Consider the following 23,421-nt stretch of genomic DNA (forward strand, 5'->3'; position numbering starts at 1 on the left):
TCCATACCTATAAATTTTTCGCTGGTCATAGTATCATTATACAATGACCGAGGCAAAGAATAATAACGATATCCTGGAACCGAACACTATCGAAGCCGACGTCGCCACCCCTGAAGCCACTCTGGTCGAACGCGGTTTCCGTCCTGGCGCGCTGTTCGCCTCGCTGACCCATCGCGACTTTCGATTCTTCTTAAGCGGGGCTGTGTTATCGAATATCGGCACCTGGATGCAGATGGTCGCCCTGGGCTGGCTGGTGCTGGGTTTAACCGGTTCCGCTTTCTATGTCGGCCTGGTCAACTTCACCGGGAACGTTCCGGTAACGTTTCTCGTCCTTTTCGCCGGCGTCGCCGCCGACCGCCTGGACCGCAAAAAGCTGATTATCTGGTCCCAGGTTGTCATGCTGGTGCTGGCTCTCATACTCGCGTACTTGACGCAGACAAACACGATCAATATCCCGTCAATTATCTTGCTGAGCATTGGTTTCGGCCTAATGACAGCCATAATGTTCCCCGCCTGGCAAGCGTTTCTGTCGGACATCGTCCCTAAGAACGACCTGATGAACGCGATTGCGTTGAACAGCGCCCAGTTCCACATGGCGCGCCTGGTCGGCCCGGCGGTAGCCGGTTTGGTCCTGGCCGCCTGGGGCGCCGCGGCCAACTTCTACATAAACGCCTTCAGTTTCATAGCGGTCATCCTGGCCTTGATGGCCGTACGTCCCGACCGTCATCCAAAAGCGCCGGAGTTCGGCGTCATGAGTCACCTGAAAGAGGGGTTTGAGTTTGTGCGCGGCAAACCGGTCATCCGAACCCTCTTGCTGGCGGTGGGCACAATAACGTTATTCGGAATGCCGTACGCGACGCTCATGCCCGTCTATGTCAAGAACGTCTTGCACCTGGGCGCCAGCGGCTTTGGCTTCTTGATGGCCGCCAACGGCGCGGGAGCGCTGGCGGGCGCCCTTCTGGTAGGCGCGCTGGCCCCGCATGTGAAACGCGAAACGCTGATCAAGGCCGGCTCCACTATGTTCGGAGTCGCGTTGGTTCTGCTTGGCTTCGTCAGGCACGTCGCGCTGGCGGTGCCGGTGCTCGTGCTGTGCGGCGCCGCTTTTCTGATGACCAACTCGGCCATCAACACCTCGCTCCAGTCTTTGACTCCGCGGCGGCTGCGCGGTCGCGTCATGAGCATGTTCGTGCTGATGTTCATGGGAATCATGCCGTTCGCGGGCCTTGTTTTCGGCGCGGTGGCGGAATGGACGGGCGTGGCCTACGCCATCGCTATCGGCGGTTGTGTAACCGCTTTCGTCGGCTTAACGCTTATTCTTCGTCCCGCTCTGATCAGGCAAGACCAAGAGACATAAAACTAGAAAAACGTCTGCCACAACAGAAGCGCGGAGAAGACGATCATCGTAGCCACCGTCGCCCAACCGACCAGATTGGCCCAGAATCCGTTGGTATTTTCACCCATCACGTCCCGGTTGTTGCTGACTAACACCAGCGCGATAACGAGAAACGGCGTCACTATGCCTTGCAGAACCTGGGAATAGAAGAGCATAGCCATCGGTTTGACGCCGGCCAGACTCAAGGCCGCGCCAATCATCAAAGATAGGGTCAGAACGACGTAGAAACCGCGCGCGGTCGCTGGCTTATCTCTCAGAGATTCGTTCCAGCGAAACGTGTCGCTGACAACATACGACGTGGTCAAGGCCAGAACAGGCACGGCAATCAGTCCGCTGCCAATCACGCCGATGGTAAACAGCAGATAACTGGCCTGGCCGGCCAGCGGTTTCAAAGCAAGCGCGGCATCGGCCGCCGTCCACGAGTTAACATTGCCGACATGACCGTAGAGAACAATCGCGCCGGTCAGGACAATGAAGAAAAAGATGAGCGACGTATAGATCATGCCGATACGAACGCCCAGCGATTCGTCTTTCAGCTCGGCTAAGGTTTTCTTTTCCTCGATTTCTTCGTTCGTCTGCCAGAACAAGAGATAGGCCGAAATCGTCGTGCCCAGCAAGGCCACCGCCGCCGACAGGAAAGTCGGTTTTAGCTGGGCGGTCGGTAAAAAGGTCGCCTTGGCGATCTCTCCCCAATTTGGATTGGTCAGAAAGACAGTCACGACGTAGACAAGCAAAATAGGCGTAATGAAATACAAGACGCGGCTGACCTTGGCATAGCCTTCCTTCAGCAATACCCATAAGAACAGAAGGCCGATGGGTAGCAGAAACCAAAGAAAGTGAACTCCGGTGAAAAGTTGTATGACAGCGGCCATACCGGCCATGTCCGCGCCTAGCGTCGCCGTATTCGCGATGACGACAAGCACCATTACAATCACGGCTACAGTCCGCCCATAGTGATTCTCGATGACTGTGTTCAGACCTTTCTTGGTAATGACGCCGACGCGGGCGGACATGTCTTCAACGACGATTAGCATCGGTAGAGTTAAGGGGATTAGCCAGAGCAACGCATATTGAGTCAGTGCTCCGACCTGGATATACGTTACGATGCCGGACGGATCGTTGTCGGCCGCGCCGGTGATGACGCCATCTTTCGCGAGTATAAAATAATCGCGTATGTGACGGCGACGCTTATACAAGACCTAGACCTCCACTGACGGCGCCTCGGCTTGTTTCGCTCTGGCTAACGCTCCTTGTCTTAGAGATCCGGCTTTCATGAAGCCCCATAGCATTAAAGCGGCGCCTACCATTTCGGCTGGATATAAACCAACACTTTGGCCCGCCCTGGCCATGGAGCCGGCGCCGGCAATAACCAGCGTACCCCCCGCGATCAGCACGTTTGCCCAGGCCCGGTAGGCGTACTCACGTTTGGCGGCGAATAGAATGACCGAGTAGATCGCCCCGCCAAGCAGCGCCAGGGTTCCGGGGATCGTACAGGCAAACGAGAACATCCTGACAGTAGTATCCATGGCAGCGCCCCCGACCGTTATCCCGGGCACCAGCTTATCCATGTTTACTGAAGAAGTGAGGGAGGCAATCAGAAAAATCGTGGTCAGGGTAAGCGCGTAAGCTAAGAACAGATGGCCCCAAATCCTGCGTTTGAATATCAGATAAACGGTTCCCAGCCCCAGATAGAGGACAAGCACCGCGGCCATGACGTAGTAGACCTTATATACCCAGGGGTTCCAGCTTTGCGCGAATTCCGAGTAAGCCTCGATGCAGGCGCTCACGCCGTAAAGGAACATGCCCGCCGCCCAGGCCAGCTGCTGCGGCTTACGGCGCTCCAGATATTGTCTTATAAGCAAATAGGTAAAAACGAGGCCGGTTATTGCCGTTAGCAGCGGCCAGATCCAATGAGACCAAAAGGCATCCATGCTAAGCCTACAAAATTTCTTTGAACTTCGTCTTCGGGGCGCCGCAAACAGGACAATGATCTGGCGCTTCCCCCGAGTGCACGTGGCCGCAATAACCGCAGACAAAATAGGCGATCTCGTCATTGTTCCCCAGACTATCGGCGATTTCCTGGTATAGGTTGGCGTGTTCATGCTCAACTTGGGCGACGAATTTTATATACTGCGCGACGTCGTCGTCTCCGGCCGCGTCCGCGTCCGCCATGAACTGCGGATACATTTTTTCATACTCGTAAGTTTCACCGTCCACGGCAGCTGCCAGATTCATCTGGGTATCGCCGACGCCGCCGATAAAATCCAGGTGTTTGTGCGCGTGGACGGTTTCGCTCTCGGCTGCCGCTCTGAACAGCTTGGCTGCTTGGGCATAGCCTTCTGCGTCCGCCTTCTTGGCAAAGGCAAGGTATTTACGGTTTGCCTGGGATTCACCGGCAAACGCGTCTTTCAGATCGTTGGCGGTTTTTTCTCTGATTCCCATATTAACTGCCCCCTCTTACTTTTACCTCACCGGCTGTGATAACATCGTGCTGGTTTTATGATAACCCAAACCGGTTGTTTGCGTATATGGGCTGTGAAGTGGTATTATGTTATTATTCCCCGACAAGTTGCGGAGGCAAAATGCGCTTTAGAGCGCTGATGGCAACACTTCTGTTGATGAGTTTAACGCTGGCGGCTGGATGTGCGGGCGCCAAAGGGACCGCTCCATCGCTGGACGGCGAAGGTTCTTTAGTCGCTACGGCCAAACCCGCTTCTCCGAGAAACCTTAGGGCGCAGTCAACCGACAAAACCATTACCCTCAACTGGGACATGGCTGCCTGGGAAGATAGATACACTTTTGACATCTACCGCTGGCAACCCGGCCGCGAGCCGATGCTGCTCGATTCGGTGCCGGCGGGCGTCCATGTATACACGGATCCGAGCGCGACGGCAGGCCGCTATTATTTTTACGCCGTTGTTTCCAGAAACGTCGGGGCGTCGCTAAGCGATTCTTCCGCCCAGATCGATAAGATCTGCCTTCAGCCTCCACCTGCCCAACCGGTCTTCGATCCGCTGACCGGTTACCTTCCTCCGGGGGCGTATTATAACGCTTCGTCTAAGGAATCGTGGATCCAACAGCGGTTGGATGAAATCAGAGACGCTCTGCCCTTTGTGTTTGTGACGGAGAAATGCGGAAAATGCGGCGGGGTCGGAATTATTCAGCTTCCTACCTCTACGGATGGTATACCCAATCTGACCTACTGTCCGGATTGCCAGGGGACGGGCTTAATTACAAACACATATCCCAGATCGTAGGGAAGCTACTTTACGATCTTGGAGATCGGCATCTCCAGTATGTCTTCCGCCCCGGCGCCTTTGAGCCGCGGCAAAAGGATGTTAACGCCTTTCTTGTCGACGACCGTGGTTACTTCGACGTAATCCTCGTCCGCCAATGACGAAACCGTCGGCCTCTTCATCGCCGGCAGAGCCTTCAACACGCTGTCCAGGTTCTTCTTAGCAACGTTCATGGATAACAACACCCGGCCGCGCGCTTCAATCACGCCCAGCAGCAAGGTCTTTATTTCCTCGATAGCCTTCTTCTTGTCCGGATCGTTCCAGGCGTCTTTGTTGGCTATGAGGAGCGTCGGGAACTCCCCGATCACGCCGATGACTTTTAGCTGGTTCCGCGACAGAGTAGCGCCGGTTTCCGTCAGGTCGACAACAACATCCATCAACTCGGGAATCTTGGCCTCGCTGGCACCATAGGAATAAAATATTTTGACCGGAATCCCAAGCTTGTCAAAGTAAGCTTTGGTCACATTGGGGAACTCGGTCGTTACCCGGCTGCCCGGTCTGATCTCCTCCGGCTTGGCTATACTTTCGGTATTGGAGACGGCTATTACCATCTTTATTGTGCCGGCGCCGGTTTTGGCATACGGCAGCTCAGCTACCTTAACGACGTCCGCCCCGCATTCCTGTACACAATCCGCGCCGGATATTCCCAGGTCAAAATAGCCCTCGGCGATATAGGTCGGAATCTCCTGCGGCCGTAATATCTTTACCTTCTCGATCCGCGGATCATCAATGGTCGAGGTATACTCTCTGGCGCCCTTCATAACTTCCAGGTCCGCCTGGGCGAATAACTGAAGTGTCTGTTCTCCTAGACTGCCCTTCGGCAGCGTCAACTTTAACATCAAAAACCTCCCGAATACGTAATAACAGATTATACATTAAAGCGGGTCACCGCGTCATCGTCGGAACGGAATGGTCGAGGTTGACAAACAACGCTAAACCTTAAAGAATAACTGTGTGCTTCCCCCAAACAAAGGAGAATTAAGATGAAAGGAATTTGCAGGTTTTTCGTATCTACAACGATTATCGCAACCCTGGTGTTTTCGATCGGCTTGGCGGCGACTGTAAACGCGGCAACCGATAAAGACGGGGGCAAGGATAAAGTTGTCTTCATCCATTACAAAGACGGTACTGTAAAACCGGCCGGCGGGGGCGGCGGCAAGGCGCAAACGTATACGTTCCTGGCCAAGGGTGTGAAGTGGAAGGCCCTGCCGGTGACTTATGTGATCAATCCGACAAACGAAGACGGTCTTAGCAGCGATTTCGTCGCCACGGCGATTTCAGGCGGCGCCGAGGAATGGGACGCTTACACGAGTGACGAGCTGTTCGGCTCTTATTCGATGGACGTTAACGCCAGTTATGACGGCGGCGCTTCGGCGGACGGCCGCAACGAGATAGTGTTTGGAAGTTACCTTGATTCGAGAGTAATCGCCATCACTACGATTTGGGGCTATTTCGGCGGACCTGTCCAATACCGGTCTATTGTCGAGACGGACATCCTTTTCAACAACTACTTCTCGTGGGGTGACGCGGCTGTAGCCGCGACTAAAATGGATCTGCAGAACATCGCAACTCACGAAATCGGGCATGTTGCCGGCCTCGGCGACCTGTATACCACCAGCGCTCTCGAAGAGACGATGTACGGCTACTCCACCCAAGGCGAAACCAAGAAACGCACTTTGAACGCCGGAGACATCCTGGGCGTCAGAGCATTATACGGAAACTAACCTCCTCTTGTACGAGGGGACAAACGTTAAATAATTGGAGATGAGCCGTATGGGTAAGGACGACCAGAAGAATGTCATCAACATCGACATGGGCAGCGTCGAACCGGTCTATTCAAACATGGTCAATATCATTCACGGGCCGTTTGATTTTACCGTTAACTTCTTGCAGGTGAGTCCCCCGACCGGAAAGGTCGCTACTCGGGTCATGATGAGTCCTCAACACGCCAAGGCGTTTCTAAACGCGCTGGCCGACAATATCCGCAAATACGAAAATACGCACGGAGAAATCAAACTGGCCGCGCCCCAGCCTGGCCTCAACGAACCTAAGATCGGTTTTAATTAAGGTTTGTGAACCAGCTTTTGCTTCTTGTTTCTGATCCACAACGCAAGAGAATTAGCCGGTAAAGAAAGCAGCGTGTCAGTTCCTGCGATTCGACTTAATGGGTTGAATCCCAGGATGACGCTTTTAAGTTAGGGTCGGTCTCTGAATTCCGGTTTTTTTCCCAGAGCAGGACTCAAACATCCTTGATTGTGTCTTTTCTTGGACACATTCCCGGGAATGTGTCCAAGAGGTCTTTCATTTCAAAACACGCGCATGTGTCATATTTGCGCAGATGTGAAAATGAATGTCCGCTTGTGCCAATCGTTAGGGTGGGGCGGGACGCCAGTCTTGGGGGCTTTTTGTTTTTAGTCCCGCGGACTAGTCCACGGGTGCATTGGTCTCTGACCTGGCCCCCTCACCTTTCATCCTCTCCCCGTAGGAGAGAGGGATAGCCATTAATAAAGGTGCCTGGCGCACACTTTTATTTCTTCTTGAGTACTTGTTTGAGGAATTTGCCGGTGTAGGAGCCTTTGGTCTTGGCGACCTGCTCCGGCGTGCCTTCGGCTACAACTTCCCCGCCGCCTTCGCCGCCTTCCGGCCCCAAGTCGACCAACCAATCGGCCTTCTTGATAACGTCAAGGTTGTGCTCGATAACGATAATCGTATTGCCTTGGTCTACCAACCGGTTTAAGACCTCCAACAGTTTATCGATATCGGCGAAATGCAGGCCGGTCGTCGGTTCGTCCAGGATGTAAAGAGTCCGTCCGGTCGCCCTCTTGGAGAGTTCAGCCGACAGTTTAACGCGCTGGGCTTCACCGCCCGACAGTGTCGGCGCCGGCTGGCCTAGTTTGATGTAACCCAATCCGACGTCGTTGATGGTATCAAGCTTTCTTCTTATCGGCGGAATCTTCTCAAAGAATTTCAGCGCCTCTTCCACGCTCATATCCAAAACTTCGGCGACGTTCCGGCCTTTGAACCTTATTTCTAAAGTTTCGTTGTTGTATCGGCGTCCCTTGCACACCTCGCACTCGACGTATACGTCCGGGAGAAAGTGCATTTCAATCTTTATCTGCCCGTCGCCCCGGCAGTTCTCGCACCGGCCGCCGGAAACGTTGAAGCTGAACCGGCCCGGTTTATAGCCTCTTAATCTGGCTTCCTGCGTTTCGGCAAATAACTTCCTGATCTCGTCAAAAGCTTTGATGTATGTCGCCGGATTGCTGCGGGGCGTCCGGCCGATGGGCGACTGATCGATTTCAATCGCCTTATCGATTTGTTCCAGACCGACGATATCGTCGTGAGCCCCCGGGATAACTCTGCTTCTGTACAGCTTGCGGGCGATGGAGCGCCATAGGATATCGTCCACCAATGTGCTCTTGCCCGACCCGGAAACGCCCGTTACGCAGATCAACATGCCCAGGGGAAACGAAATGTCCATGCCTTTCAGATTATGTTCGCGGGGATTCACCACCGTTATCGTTTCACCTGCCGGGTGGCGCCTCGACGACGGGACGGCAATCTTTCTTTCCCCGGTAAGATACTTTCCTGTCAACGACTCCGGATTGGCGAGGATTTCAGCTAGCGTTCCCTGCGCGATTATGCGCCCGCCGTGCTCTCCGGCGGCCGGGCCGATATCCACGATATAATCGGCGTTTCTGATGGTCGCCTCGTCATGTTCTACCACGACCAGTGTGTTTCCCAAATCACGCAAAGCCTTTAACGTCTCTAGCAATCGCTGGTTGTCGCGCTGGTGCAAACCTATGCTGGGCTCGTCCAAAACATAAAGCACGCCAACTAAGCCCGAACCGATCTGCGTCGCCAGCCTGATGCGCTGCGCCTCACCGCCGGCCAGAGTGGCCGCGGCGCGATTGATGGTCAAGTAATCCAAGCCCACGTCGACCAGGAACTTAACCCGTCGCTTAATCTCCTTTAAGAGCCGTTCGGCAATAAAAGCCTCGCGCGCCGGTAGCTGTAATTCGTCCAAAAAGTTCATTAGGTCGCGCGATGACTTATCGGCCATTTCCACAATATTGATACCGCCGACCGTGACCGCCAGGCTTTCTTTTTTTAGTCGCGCCCCTTGACAGGCCGGACAGGGCGCCAGGCTCATATACTCTTCCATTTTTTCCCGGGCATAGTCGGAATCAGTCTCTTTGTAGCGCCTGGTCAGATTATTCATGACCCCTTCGAACGAGGTGTTGTGGGCGTGGGTGTAGCCGCTCATGCTTCGAAATTTGACGTAAACCTTGCGCCCGCCGGTGCCGTAAAGAATGACGTCTTGCTCATCTTTCTTGAGGTCTTTCCAGGGTTTATCCAGGTCAATGCCATAATCGCAGGCAACCGCCCTGATCATCTGGGGATAATAGTTAATGGTCGGGCCGGAATATGGCGCAACAGCTCCTTCTTCCAGAGACTTTTCCGGGTCGGGGACGATTAAAGCAATGTCCGGTTCGATGCGCGTTCCCAGCCCGTCGCACTCGGGACAAGCGCCGTAGGGCGCGTTGAACGAGAAGATGCGCGGCGAGAGTTCGCCGAAACTAAAACCGTCGTTTAGGCAGGCAAAATGAGTCGAATAGGTTTCCCGGTCAGGCCCGGTTTCGACGGCGATTATGCCGTCAGCAAGTTTTAGTGCGGTTTCCACCGAATCGGCTAGCCGGCGCTTCACGCCCTCTTTGATGACCAGACGGTCGACCACGACGTCGATGTCGTGTCTGACTTGCTTATCCAGCTTGATGTTCTCTTCCAAACCGTAAACTTTGCCGTCGATTTTGACGCGCACGTAACCTTCCCGCCGCAGCCTTTCCAGTAGGTCGCGATACTCGCCTTTGCGCCCCCGGACGACCGGCGCCAGCACGGATAGCTTCGTGCCCGGCTCCCGGCCCAAAATCTGCTCGATGATTTGCTGCGCCGTCTGCTGAGTAATTTGCGTACCGCAGACCGGACAGTGAGGGACTCCCACCCTTGCGTAAAGAACTCGCAGATAATCGTATATTTCGGTGATAGTGCCGACAGTCGAGCGAGGATTCTTGGTCGTGCCCTTCTGGTCTATGCAGACGGCGGGGCTTAGCCCCTCGATGGAGTCAACGTCGGGTTTGTTCATCTGGCCCAGAAATTGCCTGGCATACGCACTGAGCGATTCAACATACCGCCGCTCGCCTTCCGCGTACAGGGTATCGATAGCCAGCGACGACTTACCCGAGCCGCTCATTCCCGTCATAACGATTAGTTTATTGCGAGGCAGCTCCAGTGAGACATTTTTAAGGTTGTGTTCGCGAGCCCCGCGGATGATTATCTTTTCCATCTACTTCACTTGCCCGTATTCCTCTTCCAATAACGTAATCTCGTCGCGAAGCCGGGCCGCGTCCTCAAATCGTTCGCCGGACGCCGCCTCCAGCATCTCTTCCCGAAGCGCTTTGACCAGCATTTCCAGCTCGTCTTTCGCCGCCCCTTTGACTATTTTGGCAATCTCCCTTTTGCGTCCCCGACCGGGAATTTCGCCGGTCATTTGATTCGCGGCCAGGATGTCGTTAACCGCTTTGCGGATCGTCTCCGGTTTGATGCCGTGTTTTTTATTGTATGCCACCTGTATCTTACGGCGCCTATTCGTCTCGGATATCGCCCGGCCCATACTGGCGGTTATGTTATCCGCGTACATAATGACCTGGCCGTCGACGTTCCTCGCCGCCCGGCCGATTGTTTGGATTAGCGATGTCTCGCTCCGTAAGAAACCCTCTTTGTCGGCATCGAGAATCAAGACAAGCGAGACCTCCGGAAGATCCAGTCCTTCGCGGAGCAGATTTATGCCGACCAGGCAATCATACTCGCCGCGCCTTAGGGCCGTTAGAATCTTGACGCGCTCCAAGGTTTCGACGTCGGAGTGAAGGTACTGGACGCGGAGCCCGAGTTCGGTGAGGTAATCTGTCAGGTCCTCGGCCATTTTCTTGGTCAGAGTCGTTACCAGCACCCGCTCTTTCTTATCGGTGCGCTTCTTGACCTCGTTCATCAAGTCGTCCACCTGGCCAGTTGTCGGCCTTACGATAACCTCCGGGTCGACCAAGCCGGTCGGGCGGATAATCTGTTCGACAATCTGCCCGCTGACTCCCTTCTCGTAATCGGCGGGCGTCGCGCTGGTGAAAACGATCGGCCCCGTCCGCTCAATAAACTCGTCGTAGCGAAGCGGCCTGTTGTCCAGCGCCGACGGGAGGCGGAAACCGAATTCGATCAACGTTTCCTTTCGCGCCTTGTCGCCCCTGTACATCCCGTTCAGCTGGGGTACCGTTATATGGCTCTCATCGATAATCGTTAAGAAGTCCTTGGGAAAATACGACAGCAGGGTATCCGGCGGCTCTCCGGCCGCCCGCCCCGAGAAGTGCCGGGAATAGTTTTCGATGCCGTTGCAGTAGCCGACTTCCCTTAGCATCTCCAGGTCGTATTCGGTCCGCATCTTCAAACGCTGCGCTTCCAGCAGCTTGCCTGCGTCGTGAAGTTTCTTCAAGGTCACGTTCAGCTCTTTTTCTATAGAGGCCAGAGCTTTATCTACTTTCTCCGGCGCGGTTATGAAATGCGACGCCGGATAGACAACCGTATTGTCTAAGATGCGAAGCGTTTTCCCTGTCAACGGATCGATCTCTTCGATACTTTCCGCCGTATCGCCATCGAAGGCGACGCGGAGCGCGGTTTGCTGATAGGCCGGAAACACCTCCAGGACGTCGCCTTTAAGTCGAAACGTGCCGCGTTCAAGGATGTAATCGTTACGGTTATATCGTATCTTGATTAGTTTGTTTAAGACCTCGTCCTGGTCGTAATCGCGCCCCTTGTTGAGCAGGACGACTTGCGCCAAGTAGTCCTCGGGGGAGCCTAAGCCGTAGATACAGGAAACGGAAGCGACGATGACGACGTCGCGGCGGCTGAAGAGAGCCGACGTCGCGGCATGGCGCAGCCTGTCGATCTCATCGTTGATGCTCGAATCTTTCTCGATATAAGTATCAGTCTGCGGAACATAGGCTTCCGGCTGATAATAATCGTAATAGCTGACGAAGTATTCGACCGCGTTGCTCGGGAAGAATTCCTTGAACTCGCTGGCCAGCTGAGCGGCCAATGTTTTATTGGGGGCGATGACCAGAGCGGGCTTGCCTTGTTGCTCGATTAAGTTGGCCATGGTAAACGTTTTCCCGGAACCGGTGACGCCCAGCAACGTCTGAAACTCGTATCCGAGGTCGAACCCGGACTTTAGCTGCCGGATGGCTTGCGGTTGGTCTCCCGTCGGATTAAAGGGCGATACTAAAGTTAATTTGTCCATTATTACCTCTGCGGAGTGCTTAAGAAGCGAAACGTTTGACCGATTTAATCGACAGCCACAAGGACGCGCCGGCGATGAAGCCAGTGAAGCTGGTGATTATGGCCAGCTTTATGGAAAAACCGATTACGGACAGCACGCCGGTCGGCGCGGCCGTCCCGAAGACGGGCGTTATGGCATATGAAGCGGCGACGACCGCGGCCGTCACGATACCTGACAAGAAACCGCCGATAGCGCCCCATAGCGCCTGGGACGGCTCTAAATCCTCACCGAACGATTCGCTTAACCCCAGGAACATCGCCGCGAAAGGCAATGACGCTAAGGCTAAAATAATCCCGGTCGCGCCGTCCGTCAACCAGACGATAAGCGCGATGTCGGCCGGCTTTAACCACACAATAAGGCCGGCCCATATGCCCAAACCGGCCAGCGCGGCGACTGACCGGATGACCGGAACAATCTCGCGTTTGTTATCAAGGTTCCCGCCCACGCCGCCACAAAGCAGCGCGAACATACTTATCAGTAGTATGAAAAACGACAGATTCCCTTTGTTGACGCCCAGACTAGAAAACAGGAAATCAAAAACCTTGACGCCCGAAACATGAATAATCGTTAAGCTGGTCAGGAAAAGCAAACTTCCGATTACACCGGCGCCGCCGCCTTTCAAGACCTCCGAGCGCGCTTCTTCGGTCAAGAAGCCTGTTTTGCCTGGCTTTCCACTTGCTTCCTCGCCGGCCGTTATGGTGGTCGGCGGCCGTTCGACAAAACTATAAAAACAGAGATTACAGTTGGCCGCACCAACGGGGTTTTCCGCCCCGCATTTTGGACACTGCACTAAAGGTTCAGCTCCCTTTGAAGAAATCCAGAATCTTCGGCAATGATACGATGACGTGGTCGGCGTCTGACTCTTTATAAACACCTTTGTAGTTTAACAAGACTGTCTCGCACCCGGCGTTTCGTCCTGTGGCAACGTCTATTAAGGTATCTCCGGCCAAAATCGTTTCACGCGGTTCGACGCCAAGCCGCCGACATGCTTCAAAAACCATCGCCGGGTCGGGCTTCAAGGGCCACCCTTCGCCATCCCCAATCAGCGTATCAAACAAATCGTCCAGGCCAAAATGCGCCACAATAGTTACAGCTAGATCCTTGTTCCGGTTGGTCACGAGGCCGGTTTTTATGCCCGCTTTACGCAGGGCAGACAGAGTTACCGCGGTCCCTTCATAGACCTTAGTTCTGTCCCCGAATCCCTGGCGATAAAGTCGTTGATACTCGGCGACATGGGCTTCCGGTTCGGGCATAAACTCCTTAAGGAGCGGGGTTAATCCGACTCCGATCAGGCCGATGATCTCAGCGGGATCGGCCGGCGGCAGGCTTAGACGCCGTAAAAGCTCATTGACGCACCAGACTACCGCTGCGTCCGACTCGACCAGCGTGCCGTCGAGATCAAACAGTGCGGCCTTAGCCACTTTTTTCCTTTTGTCGTCGGCGCGCCTCGGCCAGTACACTCTGTGCGGCCTTAGCCAACGTTTCCAGGGAGCCGTCGTTAACGATGACAAAATCGGCGATTTTTGCTCGCTCCGCGTCCGGGAGCTGGGCTTCGATAACGCGTTGGGCGTCGTTCTCGGTCGATCCGCGACGCTCCACCAAACGCCAAATCCTGGTCTTTCGGTCAGCCATGACCACAACAATCATATCGGCCAGGCCGGCCAGGCCGGCTTCGACCATCAAGGGGATTCTAAGCAGAACAAGACCGTCCTGGGGCACCTTCGCCTCCGCCTTCTTAAGATCGCTTTGGATCCTCTCGGCGATTGACGGGTGCGTCAAGCCGTTGATAAACTCGATGTTCTCGGCCTCGGAGAATATTATTTTGCCCAGCTCAGGCCGGTTTATCGTTCCATCGGATTCAAGTATGGATCGGCCGAAACGTTCCACCAACGCGGAGTAAGCAGGAGTACCGGGAGTGACTACCTCCCTGGCGATTTCGTCGGCGTCAATTATGGCGTCCGCGGACGGCTTGAGATACTCCGTAAGAGTGCTTTTCCCCGAAGCGATGCCGCCGGTTATACCGATGACAAACACGGGTTTAACCCTCCGAGCCCTTGGACTCCTTCTTCATGTCCTCAAGAATAGCTTCCAGGCTGCCCGGTTCGGGCTTGTCCGCCGTCTCCTCTTCGGAGGCGGGCGCGGACTCTTCGTCGGCCTTAGCTTCGGGCTCTGCTTCCGTCGGCTTCTGCGCTTCTTCTTTCTGCGCTTCCGCAGCTTCCGGTTCCACTGCTTCCACGGCTTCCGGCGCTTCAGGTTCTTCCGCCTTCTGTTTACCCGCCGTATCTTCAGCGGAGGCGGGCGTTTCCGCCGCTTCCGCAGCCTCGGCGATTTCAGACGTCATATCCGGGTTGGTGAGCTCGGCCGCGTCGATTGCCTCGATGTCGCGGTCAACCGACTCGATATCGCGCAGCGCTTTTTCGGCCGCCGACTCTTCTTCCTCAACGGCTGGCTTGCCCTCCGTAACTTCAGCGGAGGCGGGAGGTTCCTTGATCGAAGGCTCCTCTTCAAGCGCTTCTGTTACTTGAGGCGCCTCAACAGCCTCAGGCTGCGTTTCTGCTACTTCAAGCGCTTCCACGACTTCGGGCGGCGCTTCTGCTGCCTCAGGCTCTGCCGGCTTCTGCACTTCTGCCTTCTGCGCTTCTACAGCTTCAGCGGTTTCAGCTTCTTTCTTGGCCAAGGCCTCGGCGGTCGCCGCCTTCTCCTCCGGTGACATAGCTTGTTTTAGACTTAGCGACAGTCGGTGGCGGTCCAGCTCTACGTCCACAACCTTAACGGTAACGGTCTGGCCGACCTCGACCACATCACCCGGGAACTCTACGCGGCTTTCCGCAAGTTCGGAGATATGTATTAGACCCTCTACCCCGTCAGAGACGGAGATGAAGGCGCCAAAAGGCACCAGTTTCATAACCGTGCCCTCGACAATCTCTCCGGTCTTGAACCGCTTGACGGTCTCCTTCCAGGGATCGGGCTGACACTGTTTTAAGCCTAAGGAAATCCGGTTGCGCTCTTTGTCTACGTCTAGAATCTGTACGGTGACCTCGTCGCCGACCGCCAGCACTTCAGACGGATGGTCGACATGTCCCCAGGACAATTCGGAGATATGTACCAGACCGTCCATTCCGCCGATATCGACGAAAGCGCCGAACGACACGATGGATGATACGGTTCCCTTTACAGTCTGGCCTTTTTCCAGCGTATCCAGCAGGATTTTCTTTTCTTCTTTGCGAAGCGTATCCAGAAACGCCCGGCGTGACAAAACAACGTTATTTCGGCTGCGATTGAGTTCTACAATCTTGCACTCGAACTCCTGGCCGATATATGTTTTCAGGTCTTTGACTCTGGTCGTATCGACAAGCGACGCCGGCACGAAACCGCGCAAGCCGATATCGACGATCAGACCGCCTTTTACGACCTCAATGACCTGTCCTTTAACTGTGCCGTCGATTTCTTTGATGGCGTCGAGACGCTGCCAGACCCGCTCGTATTCGGCCCGCTTCTTGCTCAGGATTAAGCGGCCGTCCTTGTCTTCCTTCTGCAGGACTAGAGCGTCGATAGTTTCGCCGATTTTGACGACTTCCTCAGGCGAGACGCCGTAGCGGATTGAGAGTTCTCGGGCTGGAATTACACCTTCGGATTTGTATCCGATGTCGATGAGGACCTCGTCCCTATCGACTCTGACGACGGTGCCTGTTACGATGTCACCGTCACTAAAATCCTTGATTGTCCCTTCATAATCCGGTTCGATCTTTCCTGTCTCTGCGTTCCTTAAAAAACCTTCTTCTAAGACTTCCTTCTCATTCTCTATATTCTCTGTCATTTGCAAATACTAGCGACCTCCTCTCGCTAGAATATAGTAACACATACGTTCACCTTGGCCATAGTCAGAAAAATTATTTGTCAATCGCTCCCCAATTCTTACCTACCCCGATATTGACCAATAATGGCGCGCGAAGAGGATAAGCGCTTTCCATACCACTTTTGACCAGCGTATACAGCTCCGTTTTCTCCTCAGGCGGCATCTCGAAAAGTAGTTCGTCGTGAACCTGCAGAAACATCCTGCTCCGGAGCCCTGTTTCCCGGATATCCCGGTCGATCTTAATCATTGCGACTTTTATGATATCCGCGGCGCTACCTTGGATGACGGCGTTTATGGCGAATCGTTCTCCCTGTCGCTTTACGTTGAAGTCCGACGACTTCAGCTCCGGGATATACCGGCGCCTGCCCAACACCGTCTCGACGAATCCATCTTCAGCCGCTTTGTTAATGACCTTATCGATAAACTCCCTTATGGCCGGGTATCTCTCAAAATATGTCGTGATGTACTCTTCCGCTTGGCTCGGCTCAATCCCTAAACGTTGGGAGAGGCCATAAGCGCTCATGCCGTACATCAATCCGAAGTTAATCTCCTTGGCAACACGGCGCTGGTTCTGCGTCACCTCCGCGGGCTTTACGTCCAACACCTCCGCGGCCGTGGCCGTATGTATGTCTTTTTCCGCTTCGAACGCCCGCAACATGTCACGGTCTTCGGCCAGGCTGGCCAGCACCCGCAATTCTATCTGAGAATAATCGGCGGCCATTAGGTTCCACCCGGGCACTCCCGGAACAAACGCGGCCCGGATCATCGTGCCCCATTCGCCCTTGACCGGGATATTTTGCAGATTCGGTTTTTCCGACGCCAACCGGCCGGTTGAGGTTCCTACCTGGTTAAAATATGTATGTATACGATTCGTTCGGGGGCTGACGAGCTTAGGTAGCGCATCCAAATAAGTAGATTTTAGCTTGGTCAGCTCGCGATATTTCAATATTTTGGCGACAATCGGGTGTTCCCCGGCTAATTTGGTCAGAACCGAAGCGTCGGTCGAGAAGCCTGTTTTGCCCTTCTTGACCGGCTTTAAACCGAGCTTGGCAAACAGGATACCGGCCAGTTGTTGGGTCGAGCTGATATTGAAATCCATGCCGGCCATTTCATAAATCTCACCTTCAAGCAGATCCAGGTCGCCGGCCATCCGGTCGCTCAGTGATTTCAAGGCCGCGATATCGATAGCCGCGCCGTAAGCCTCCATGCCTGCCAAAACGGTGCTTAGCGGAAGCTCGACGTCGTATAGCAGACGGGCCAATCCTCGCTCCTCCAACAGTTTTTCCAGCACTTCTTTTAGCTTGATCAGGCTGCCGGCCGAGGCGGCTGTTGTCTCCTGTTCCCCTTTTTCCGGCAACGTAGATTCAAGATAATACCCAACCTCTTCAGCGAGCGTGTAGGAACGGCGCCCCGGATCCAACAAATACGCGGCCAGCATGGTGTCGAAAACAACGTTCTCCGGAACAATGCCGAAAAGAGTCAGCAAATGCGTCTTGTCCTTAAGATTATGGCAGACTTTCGCGGCCTTTGGGCTGTTCATATACTCTTTCACGGCGACATCCTCGGGGTCGCCCCAAAAAGCGGCGCCGCCGGCGCAAACGATGACAATCCTTAAACCAGCCTCAGTGTCGTCCAGCTCAAAGCCCGACAGTTCCCTGGTTACACAACTTCGAAACTTGTCGGGATCTTCCCTGATGGTCTTAATGTCCAAAGCCGGAGGGGTCGGCCGCCGATCTTGCGCCGCTCCGCCCGAGAACAAAGTACCTTCAGGAAAGAGAACCGGATCGTCTAAACGGTTCAGTAGCGTTTTGAACTCGAGCTGCTGAAAAAGGGCTCTTAGTTCATCCTTGTTAGCGTTATGGCGCCCCAGGGCGTCGTAGCTGACGTCAACAGGCACATCGGGTTGAAGAACGGCCAGGTCCCGGCTTAGATATGCTTGCTCCTTGTTGGCCAGCAACGATTCCTTGAGTTTGGGTTTCGTGATTTCGTCGACGTGTTCGTAAATCCCGTCCAGCGTACCGAACCTTTGCAGAAGTTCGGTCGCCGTCTTATCGCCGACGCCGGGAACACCGGGGATATTGTCGGAACTGTCGCCTTTTAAGCCGAGGTAATCGGGAACGCGCTCCGGTCCGACGCCAAACCGCTCGGACACCCGGGCTTCGTCGTAGACAAACGTGTCGGTTATGCCTTTTTGCGTTGTCATAACCTGTACATGCGGATTAACCAGCTGCAGCGCGTCTTTGTCGCCGGTGACGATGAGGACATCGAAGCCCTCGGCCGGCGCCTCGACGGCCAGCTTGGCCAGGATATCGTCGGCTTCATAACCGTCAATCTCAAAACTTGCCACGCCAAGACCTTCAAGTACCTCTTTAGCCAGTGGGAACTGCGAAGGAAGATTGGCGGGGATGGCCGCCCGGTTAGCCTTATAGTCTACAAAGGCATGGTGGCGAAAGGTCGGCGCCGCCCGGTCCCAGGCAACGGCGACCGCGTCCGGCTTTTCCTCTTTTAGCAGCTTAAGCAGCATGGTGGCGAATCCGTAAACCGCGTTCGTCGGCTGCCCGTCGCGGGTAGCTATAGAGACAGGTAAGGCAAAGAACGCCCTGAACAGAAGGCTGTTGCCGTCAATAGCGATAAGTTTCTTGCGTTTAGGGGTCATATTGACAGTGTATCTTAAAAACCTTGTGGGGTCAGGCACGGGGTCAGGCCCCGTGCCTGACCCCCTACCAAGCGCAATCATTAACGAAAGTTGCATACCGTTCAATCATCTTGTCGACTGGTCCTGCGAACTGACTAAGAACCCAAGAAATCGTTAACCACCCTTGAGATACAGTCAACCCAGCTGTCTGTCTATAACTGCTCCAAGTATAATCCCCGGCCTCTTTCACCAATCCGGCGCGAACAGGATTGTTGACAATATACCGGCTGACCTCCAATAGATGCGCGTCCTTCTCTATCAAACGAGCCTTGAACCGACCCTGAAAAACATGACCAACTGTCCGATATCGCTTGTTGTATCGCTGAGTATATATCTGGTTGATATGCCGCATCGGCTCAGAGATATTCCCATTAGGGGTTTCGATGAGAAAATGATAGTGGTTAATCATAAGGCAATAGGCATGAATAATAATGCCATACCGCATAACCGCTTGCGCCACAATTTCCAAGAAAAGATCCGCGTCTTCTTCGTACCGAAATATCTCTTGCTTGTTGTTTCCTCGAGAGGTGACGTGATATATTGCGCCAGGAAACTGAATACGTAGGGGACGACTCATAACATATTAGAGAATATACGCTAAATAATGAAATAGCAATAGTCGTTGCGTAGAGCATGGGTCATTAGATGTCTTGGGGTCAGGCACGGGGCCTGGCCCCATGCCTGACCCCCTGTCTAAATGTTAAGATACGAGCCCTACCCCCACTGTTTAAAACTTAAAGCCTTTCTTCCGGAATAGCTTCAAGCAAGCGTCGACGACTTCCGGGTCGTAAAGTTTTCCCTTGTTCTGTTCAATCTCTTCCAGCGCCTTATCGATGCCCAAGGCCGCCCGGTACGGCCGGTGAGAGCTCATAGCTTCGACGACATCGGCAACGGCCATTATCTTGGCGCCGATTTGGATGTCATCTGCCTTCAGCCCGTTAGGATATCCGGATCCGTCTATCCGTTCATGATGTCTCAACACTATTTCGGCTACCTGGCAGGGAAGTTCGGCTGTTTTTAAGATGTCAAATCCGACCCGTGAATGAACTTTTACCATGCTGAACTCAATATCCGTCAGTCTGCCTGGTTTCGAGAGTATCTCTGACGGGATTTCTATCTTTCCAATGTCGTGGAGCTTGCCGGCGATACGGATGTCGTTGTATATTTCCGGAGACAGCTTCATCTCTTCCGCGATCGCGCAAGCCAATTGGGTGACCCTCTCCTGATGACCAGCAGTATACGGGTCTCGATGCTCGCCAACCGCCGACAGCGCGTTCACGGTGCCTTCAAGTGTTAATTCCAGCTGCCTGTATGACCTCGCCTGTTCTTTTTCGGCAGCCCGTCGATCAGTTATGTCATGGGATACAACAATAATATTACTGACGCCGTCCTCCTCAGTGATAGGTATCGCCACGTCCTCAAATAATCGGTAAGTCCCCTCATCCCCCAACGCTTTGTGCTCGAATTCCTGTTTTTTGTTCTCCGAACGACCCCACTTCAACGCATCCCTAAATATGGGAATAGACTTTGGCTCAACATAGTCATAAACAGAGTTACCTGTAACGTCCTTTTCGCTGTAACCTTTCGCATAATGATTCAAAAAGATATATCGGTCATCATCGTCGAGAATAGCCACGTAGTCTGGTATATTCGTAACAAGCAGTTTCCACCGCTTTTCCGATTTCCTTACAGCATCCTCGGCATGTTTGCGATCGGCGTTCGCTTTATGTTCGTCCAGAGCTCGTTCCACAGCGGCCGGCAGCAACGCTAAATGGTTCTTGCTGACATAGTCGCTCGCGCCCGCTTTCATCAGTTCGACCGCGCCCGTCTCTCCGATCTTCCCGGAAACCAAAATAAACGGCGCCTCAACATCTAATTTCTTCATAACCGCCAAAGCTTCCCGGGAATTAAAGCCCGGCATTTGATGGTCGCTTAAGATGACGTCGTACTTATTGCGCTCAATCGCCGCCATCATGACCTTTTCGTTTTCGACGCGGTCGCTGCTAACCTCATAACCGCCCTTTTCCAGAGCGATCTTCATAAGTTCACAATCATCGGCAGAGTCTTCGACCATCATCACGCGCAGTTGCTTCATCGTTCGTTCTCCTTATGTCTTGCCGACCTCTTGGCCACCGCCACTGTTATTTATTGTATTGGAAGGCTAAAGCCGATTGTCGTTCCCTTGTCTTTTTCGCCCTCCGCCCATACTTGGCCGCCCAAACGGTGGATGATTCTGGCGACCGTCGCTAAACCGATTCCCGTACCGGGAAATTCTTCTTGTGAATGCAGCCGCTGGAACGGCGTAAACAGCTTATCGGCGTATCGCATCTCAAAACCCGCGCCGTTGTCCCGGACATGAAACAGAAGTTCATCTTTATCTTGCGAGCAGTCAAACTCAATCTCGGCCACCGTCCGGCCGGCAGTAAATTTCCAGGCGTTGCCAAAAAGATTTTCCAACGCGATGCGTAGCAAGACGGGGTCTGTCCGCGCCGTCATATACTTTTGGATTTTGATGCTTGCCTTCCTCTTGGGATCCTTATCCCTCAAGAACTGGACGACCTCCTCGGCCAACTCGCTTAAATCGATGTCGCTTTTCACTACTTCCGTTTGGGTTGCTCGCGATAGACTCAATAAATCGTCAATCATCAAAGCCATCCGCTCTGTGGCGGCGCGTACTTTACGCAAATAATCCAGGGCTTTTTCGTCAAGGTCCGCCGAATAATCTTCCATAACTACCTGGCTGAACCCGTCAATACTGCGCAAGGGCGCGCGCAGGTCGTGGCTAACCGAGTAAGTAAACGCCTCGAGCTCAGCGGTCCGTTGCTTTACCATCTCTTCGAGATGGTCGCGGTGCTTTTCCAGCTCAGTTTCCGCGTTTACGCGCTCGGTGATGTCCCGGTTACTGGCTCGCCGACCCAACCACTTCCCCTCGTCATCAAAAACAGCTTGGCACACGTGCGAAACCCAGCGTTCCTCTCCGTCTTTCGTGATAATACGAAAGTCAATGGAATGGGGTGTATGAGATTCTAGGCTTTTCAGGTGCTCGCGGAAATCTTCCCGGTCATCCTGGTGCACAACCTCAACAAGCAGTTCAGGTTGTTTGTAGAACTCATCGGCTGTGTATCCTGTGCAGCGCTCACATGAAGGAGAGATATGGGCAAAACTGCCGTCGGGGTTTCTCCAGTATTCCCAGTCATAGGTGTAGTCGGAAAAAATCTGGAATTTGAGCTTACTCTCCCGCGCCTCTTCTTCGGATCGTTTGATCTCCGAGAAAAGAGGCTTGATCAGTACGATGCCCGCAAGCATGCATAAGGACAATACTAAGCCGATGTATTCCTGCAGGGGGTTCATCGTTATGTCTGTGGTGCTAAAGATTATGTAGTACGCCGATATTGCTCGACGGACTGCCATAAGGAACCATCCTGTAGATAACAAGCCCCAGGCCAGGCGGGTCTTTGTAATGCTTATTAACCTTAGGCCCATGACGGCCGCGGCAAGCTGGATCCCGCAGGATAATATCACTACCCATAACAGACTCATATGTTCACCTTTAGTCTTCGGAGAACGCGAAGCCTTTCTCGGTAAAAAGGATGACGCAGATATCGACTATCTTCGCGTCGTAGAGTTTTCCGCGGTGTTTCTTTACCTCGCTCAAAGCCGCGTCGATTCCCAAAGCCGGCCGGTAAGGCCGGTGGGACGCCATCGCCTCGACAACGTCGGCGACGGCCAGAATCTTAGCTTCGGGAATGATGTCTTTTCCCGTCAGCCCTAACGGGTATCCCGACCCGTCCAAACGTTCGTGATGCTGGTGAACAATGTCCGCAACGGGACGCTTGAAGTTGATTCCTTCGATAATCTTATACCCGGCGTCGCAATGTGTCCTGACAAGCCTATATTCAATATCAGACAACTTGCCCGGTTTGCTTAGAACCTCGCCGGGCACGTAAATCTTACCGATATCGTGAATCAATCCCGCCATATACAAACCGTCGGCTTCGTCCGCCGACAAGCCGGCTTCCAACGCGATCGCCATCGCTAGTTCAGTCACGCGGTTCTGATGCAGCGCGGTATAAGGGTCGCGTGTTTCCACTGTAGCCGACAAGGCCTTGATCAGGCCGATAAATGATTCCTCAAGCGACCCTATCGCTTTCTTAAGCTTCAGATTATGTTGACCTTCCTGCGCGACCATCACCGTGAACCCTGTTAGGAAATCCATCAGGTTCTTGACCTGTTCGTGAGTGACACGCGGCACTCGTTGCAAAGCCGCAAGATACTCGTCCTCATTAAACCCATACTTTGCCGCCTGGTTGACGAAATAGTCTGAATCGATTTTGTCATCAACGTAGAAGAATTGACCGGTGTAGATATTGCCGGCATGTTTGTCGCCGATAAATAGCGGCGTCACCACATCCCACAGACCATTCCTGCATTTATACTCCACATACTCACCGGGGCGAACATTCTTGGCGAGAAAAAGGTCACTTTTCGTACAGTTCTGTGATGTATGCAGGTTTAAGCGATGGAATCTGGTGCAGATGTCTTGCCAGCCCGTGGCCACCAGAATATGTCCTTTTGCGTCAAGGATGGCGGTCGCCATATTCGTCATCTTGGTGATGCTTTCAAGGATTAGTCTTAGGGCCGGCACATCAAGGATGTCCAGCAAGTCAGGTCCGACCCGAGCCCTTTTAAGTAAGGTAACAGAACTGGGCAAGTGTATTCGTTCACCGGAGGTTTTTCTCGCCTGTCTTGAGGTCTTCTTGCTCTTGGCTTTCACAGCCATTGCCGCCGCCTCACTCCAAA

Annotated in this window: 19 protein-coding genes; 4 read left to right on the forward strand and 15 right to left on the reverse strand. The window is 53.8% G+C overall.

Going from position 1 to position 23,421, the window contains the following annotated elements; all coding sequences use genetic code 11:
- The first annotated feature begins 43 nt into the window (after positions 1-43).
- The gene (locus WC891_00780) at positions 44-1,354 is read left to right on the forward strand and encodes an MFS transporter (GenBank protein MFA5866489.1); all 1,311 of its coding nucleotides are present in this window, start codon (positions 44-46) and stop codon (positions 1,352-1,354) included.
- 2 nt (positions 1,355-1,356) lie between these two features.
- On the opposite strand, the gene WC891_00785 is transcribed toward WC891_00780, so the two are convergent.
- Genes WC891_00785 through WC891_00795 form a run of 3 tightly spaced genes read right to left on the reverse strand, consistent with a single transcriptional unit; the run spans position 1,357 to position 3,835 of the window.
- Entirely contained in the window at positions 1,357-2,589 is a 1,233-nt protein-coding gene (locus WC891_00785; protein MFA5866490.1) for a divalent metal cation transporter, read from the reverse strand.
- Positions 2,590-2,592: 3 nt separating this feature from the next.
- A complete protein-coding gene (locus WC891_00790) occupies positions 2,593-3,324 on the reverse strand; it encodes a hypothetical protein (protein MFA5866491.1) in 732 nt (243 codons plus the stop codon).
- 7 nt (positions 3,325-3,331) lie between these two features.
- Complete coding sequence (locus WC891_00795) at positions 3,332-3,835, reverse strand: rubrerythrin family protein (GenBank protein ID MFA5866492.1); 504 nt, start codon at positions 3,833-3,835, stop codon at positions 3,332-3,334.
- 158 nt (positions 3,836-3,993) lie between these two features.
- Between WC891_00795 and WC891_00800 the strand changes: the two genes are divergently transcribed.
- Positions 3,994-4,650, forward strand: a complete 657-nt coding sequence (locus tag WC891_00800; GenBank protein MFA5866493.1) for a hypothetical protein — start codon at positions 3,994-3,996, stop codon at positions 4,648-4,650.
- Between the two features lie 5 nt (positions 4,651-4,655).
- Here the strand turns inward: WC891_00800 and hisG are convergent, their stop codons facing one another.
- Entirely contained in the window at positions 4,656-5,528 is an 873-nt protein-coding gene (gene hisG / locus WC891_00805) for an ATP phosphoribosyltransferase (protein MFA5866494.1), read from the reverse strand.
- Between the two features lie 144 nt (positions 5,529-5,672).
- On the opposite strand from hisG, the gene WC891_00810 reads away from it, so the two are divergent.
- Both WC891_00810 and WC891_00815 read left to right on the forward strand, forming a co-directional pair.
- Positions 5,673-6,413 (forward strand): matrixin family metalloprotease, encoded by a 741-nt coding sequence (locus WC891_00810; GenBank protein MFA5866495.1) that lies wholly within the window; start codon positions 5,673-5,675, stop codon positions 6,411-6,413.
- A gap of 49 nt (positions 6,414-6,462) precedes the next feature.
- Positions 6,463-6,756: a DUF3467 domain-containing protein gene (locus WC891_00815; GenBank protein ID MFA5866496.1), complete on the forward strand. Its 294-nt coding sequence runs from the start codon at positions 6,463-6,465 to the stop codon at positions 6,754-6,756.
- 460 nt (positions 6,757-7,216) lie between these two features.
- Here WC891_00815 and uvrA read toward each other — a convergent pair whose 3' ends face one another.
- The 11 genes from uvrA to WC891_00870 form a co-directional block, all read right to left on the reverse strand.
- The gene (gene uvrA / locus WC891_00820) at positions 7,217-10,033 is read right to left on the reverse strand and encodes an excinuclease ABC subunit UvrA (protein MFA5866497.1); all 2,817 of its coding nucleotides are present in this window, start codon (positions 10,031-10,033) and stop codon (positions 7,217-7,219) included.
- Positions 10,034-12,031: an excinuclease ABC subunit UvrB gene (gene uvrB / locus WC891_00825; GenBank protein MFA5866498.1), complete on the reverse strand. Its 1,998-nt coding sequence runs from the start codon at positions 12,029-12,031 to the stop codon at positions 10,034-10,036. It lies immediately after the preceding gene.
- Between the two features lie 19 nt (positions 12,032-12,050).
- Entirely contained in the window at positions 12,051-12,860 is an 810-nt protein-coding gene (locus WC891_00830) for a zinc ribbon domain-containing protein (GenBank protein MFA5866499.1), read from the reverse strand.
- Positions 12,861-12,867: 7 nt separating this feature from the next.
- Positions 12,868-13,491, reverse strand: a complete 624-nt coding sequence (locus tag WC891_00835; protein ID MFA5866500.1) for an HAD family hydrolase — start codon at positions 13,489-13,491, stop codon at positions 12,868-12,870.
- Positions 13,484-14,104: a dephospho-CoA kinase gene (gene coaE, locus WC891_00840; protein ID MFA5866501.1), complete on the reverse strand. Its 621-nt coding sequence runs from the start codon at positions 14,102-14,104 to the stop codon at positions 13,484-13,486. The genes WC891_00835 and coaE overlap by 8 nt, the downstream gene beginning before the upstream one ends.
- Before the next feature lie 4 nt (positions 14,105-14,108).
- Entirely contained in the window at positions 14,109-15,887 is a 1,779-nt protein-coding gene (gene rpsA, locus WC891_00845; protein ID MFA5866502.1) for a 30S ribosomal protein S1, read from the reverse strand.
- 73 nt (positions 15,888-15,960) lie between these two features.
- On the reverse strand, positions 15,961-18,582 hold the full coding sequence (polA, locus tag WC891_00850) for a DNA polymerase I (protein MFA5866503.1): 2,622 nt from the start codon (positions 18,580-18,582) through the stop codon (positions 15,961-15,963).
- A 64-nt stretch (positions 18,583-18,646) separates the two neighbouring features.
- The gene (locus WC891_00855) at positions 18,647-19,198 is read right to left on the reverse strand and encodes a transposase (GenBank protein ID MFA5866504.1); all 552 of its coding nucleotides are present in this window, start codon (positions 19,196-19,198) and stop codon (positions 18,647-18,649) included.
- A 150-nt stretch (positions 19,199-19,348) separates the two neighbouring features.
- Positions 19,349-20,716, reverse strand: a complete 1,368-nt coding sequence (locus WC891_00860; GenBank protein MFA5866505.1) for an HD domain-containing phosphohydrolase — start codon at positions 20,714-20,716, stop codon at positions 19,349-19,351.
- A gap of 50 nt (positions 20,717-20,766) precedes the next feature.
- Positions 20,767-22,032 carry an ATP-binding protein gene (locus tag WC891_00865; GenBank protein ID MFA5866506.1) on the reverse strand — a complete coding sequence of 422 codons (1,266 nt, stop codon included), beginning with the start codon at positions 22,030-22,032 and terminating at the stop codon, positions 20,767-20,769.
- 139 nt (positions 22,033-22,171) lie between these two features.
- A complete protein-coding gene (locus tag WC891_00870; protein ID MFA5866507.1) occupies positions 22,172-23,401 on the reverse strand; it encodes a PocR ligand-binding domain-containing protein in 1,230 nt (409 codons plus the stop codon).
- Positions 23,402-23,421 lie beyond the last annotated feature (20 nt).

Source organism: Actinomycetota bacterium (assembly GCA_041658625.1).
Classification (GTDB): domain Bacteria; phylum Actinomycetota; class JAHEXW01; order JAHEXW01; family JAHEXW01; genus JBAZZW01.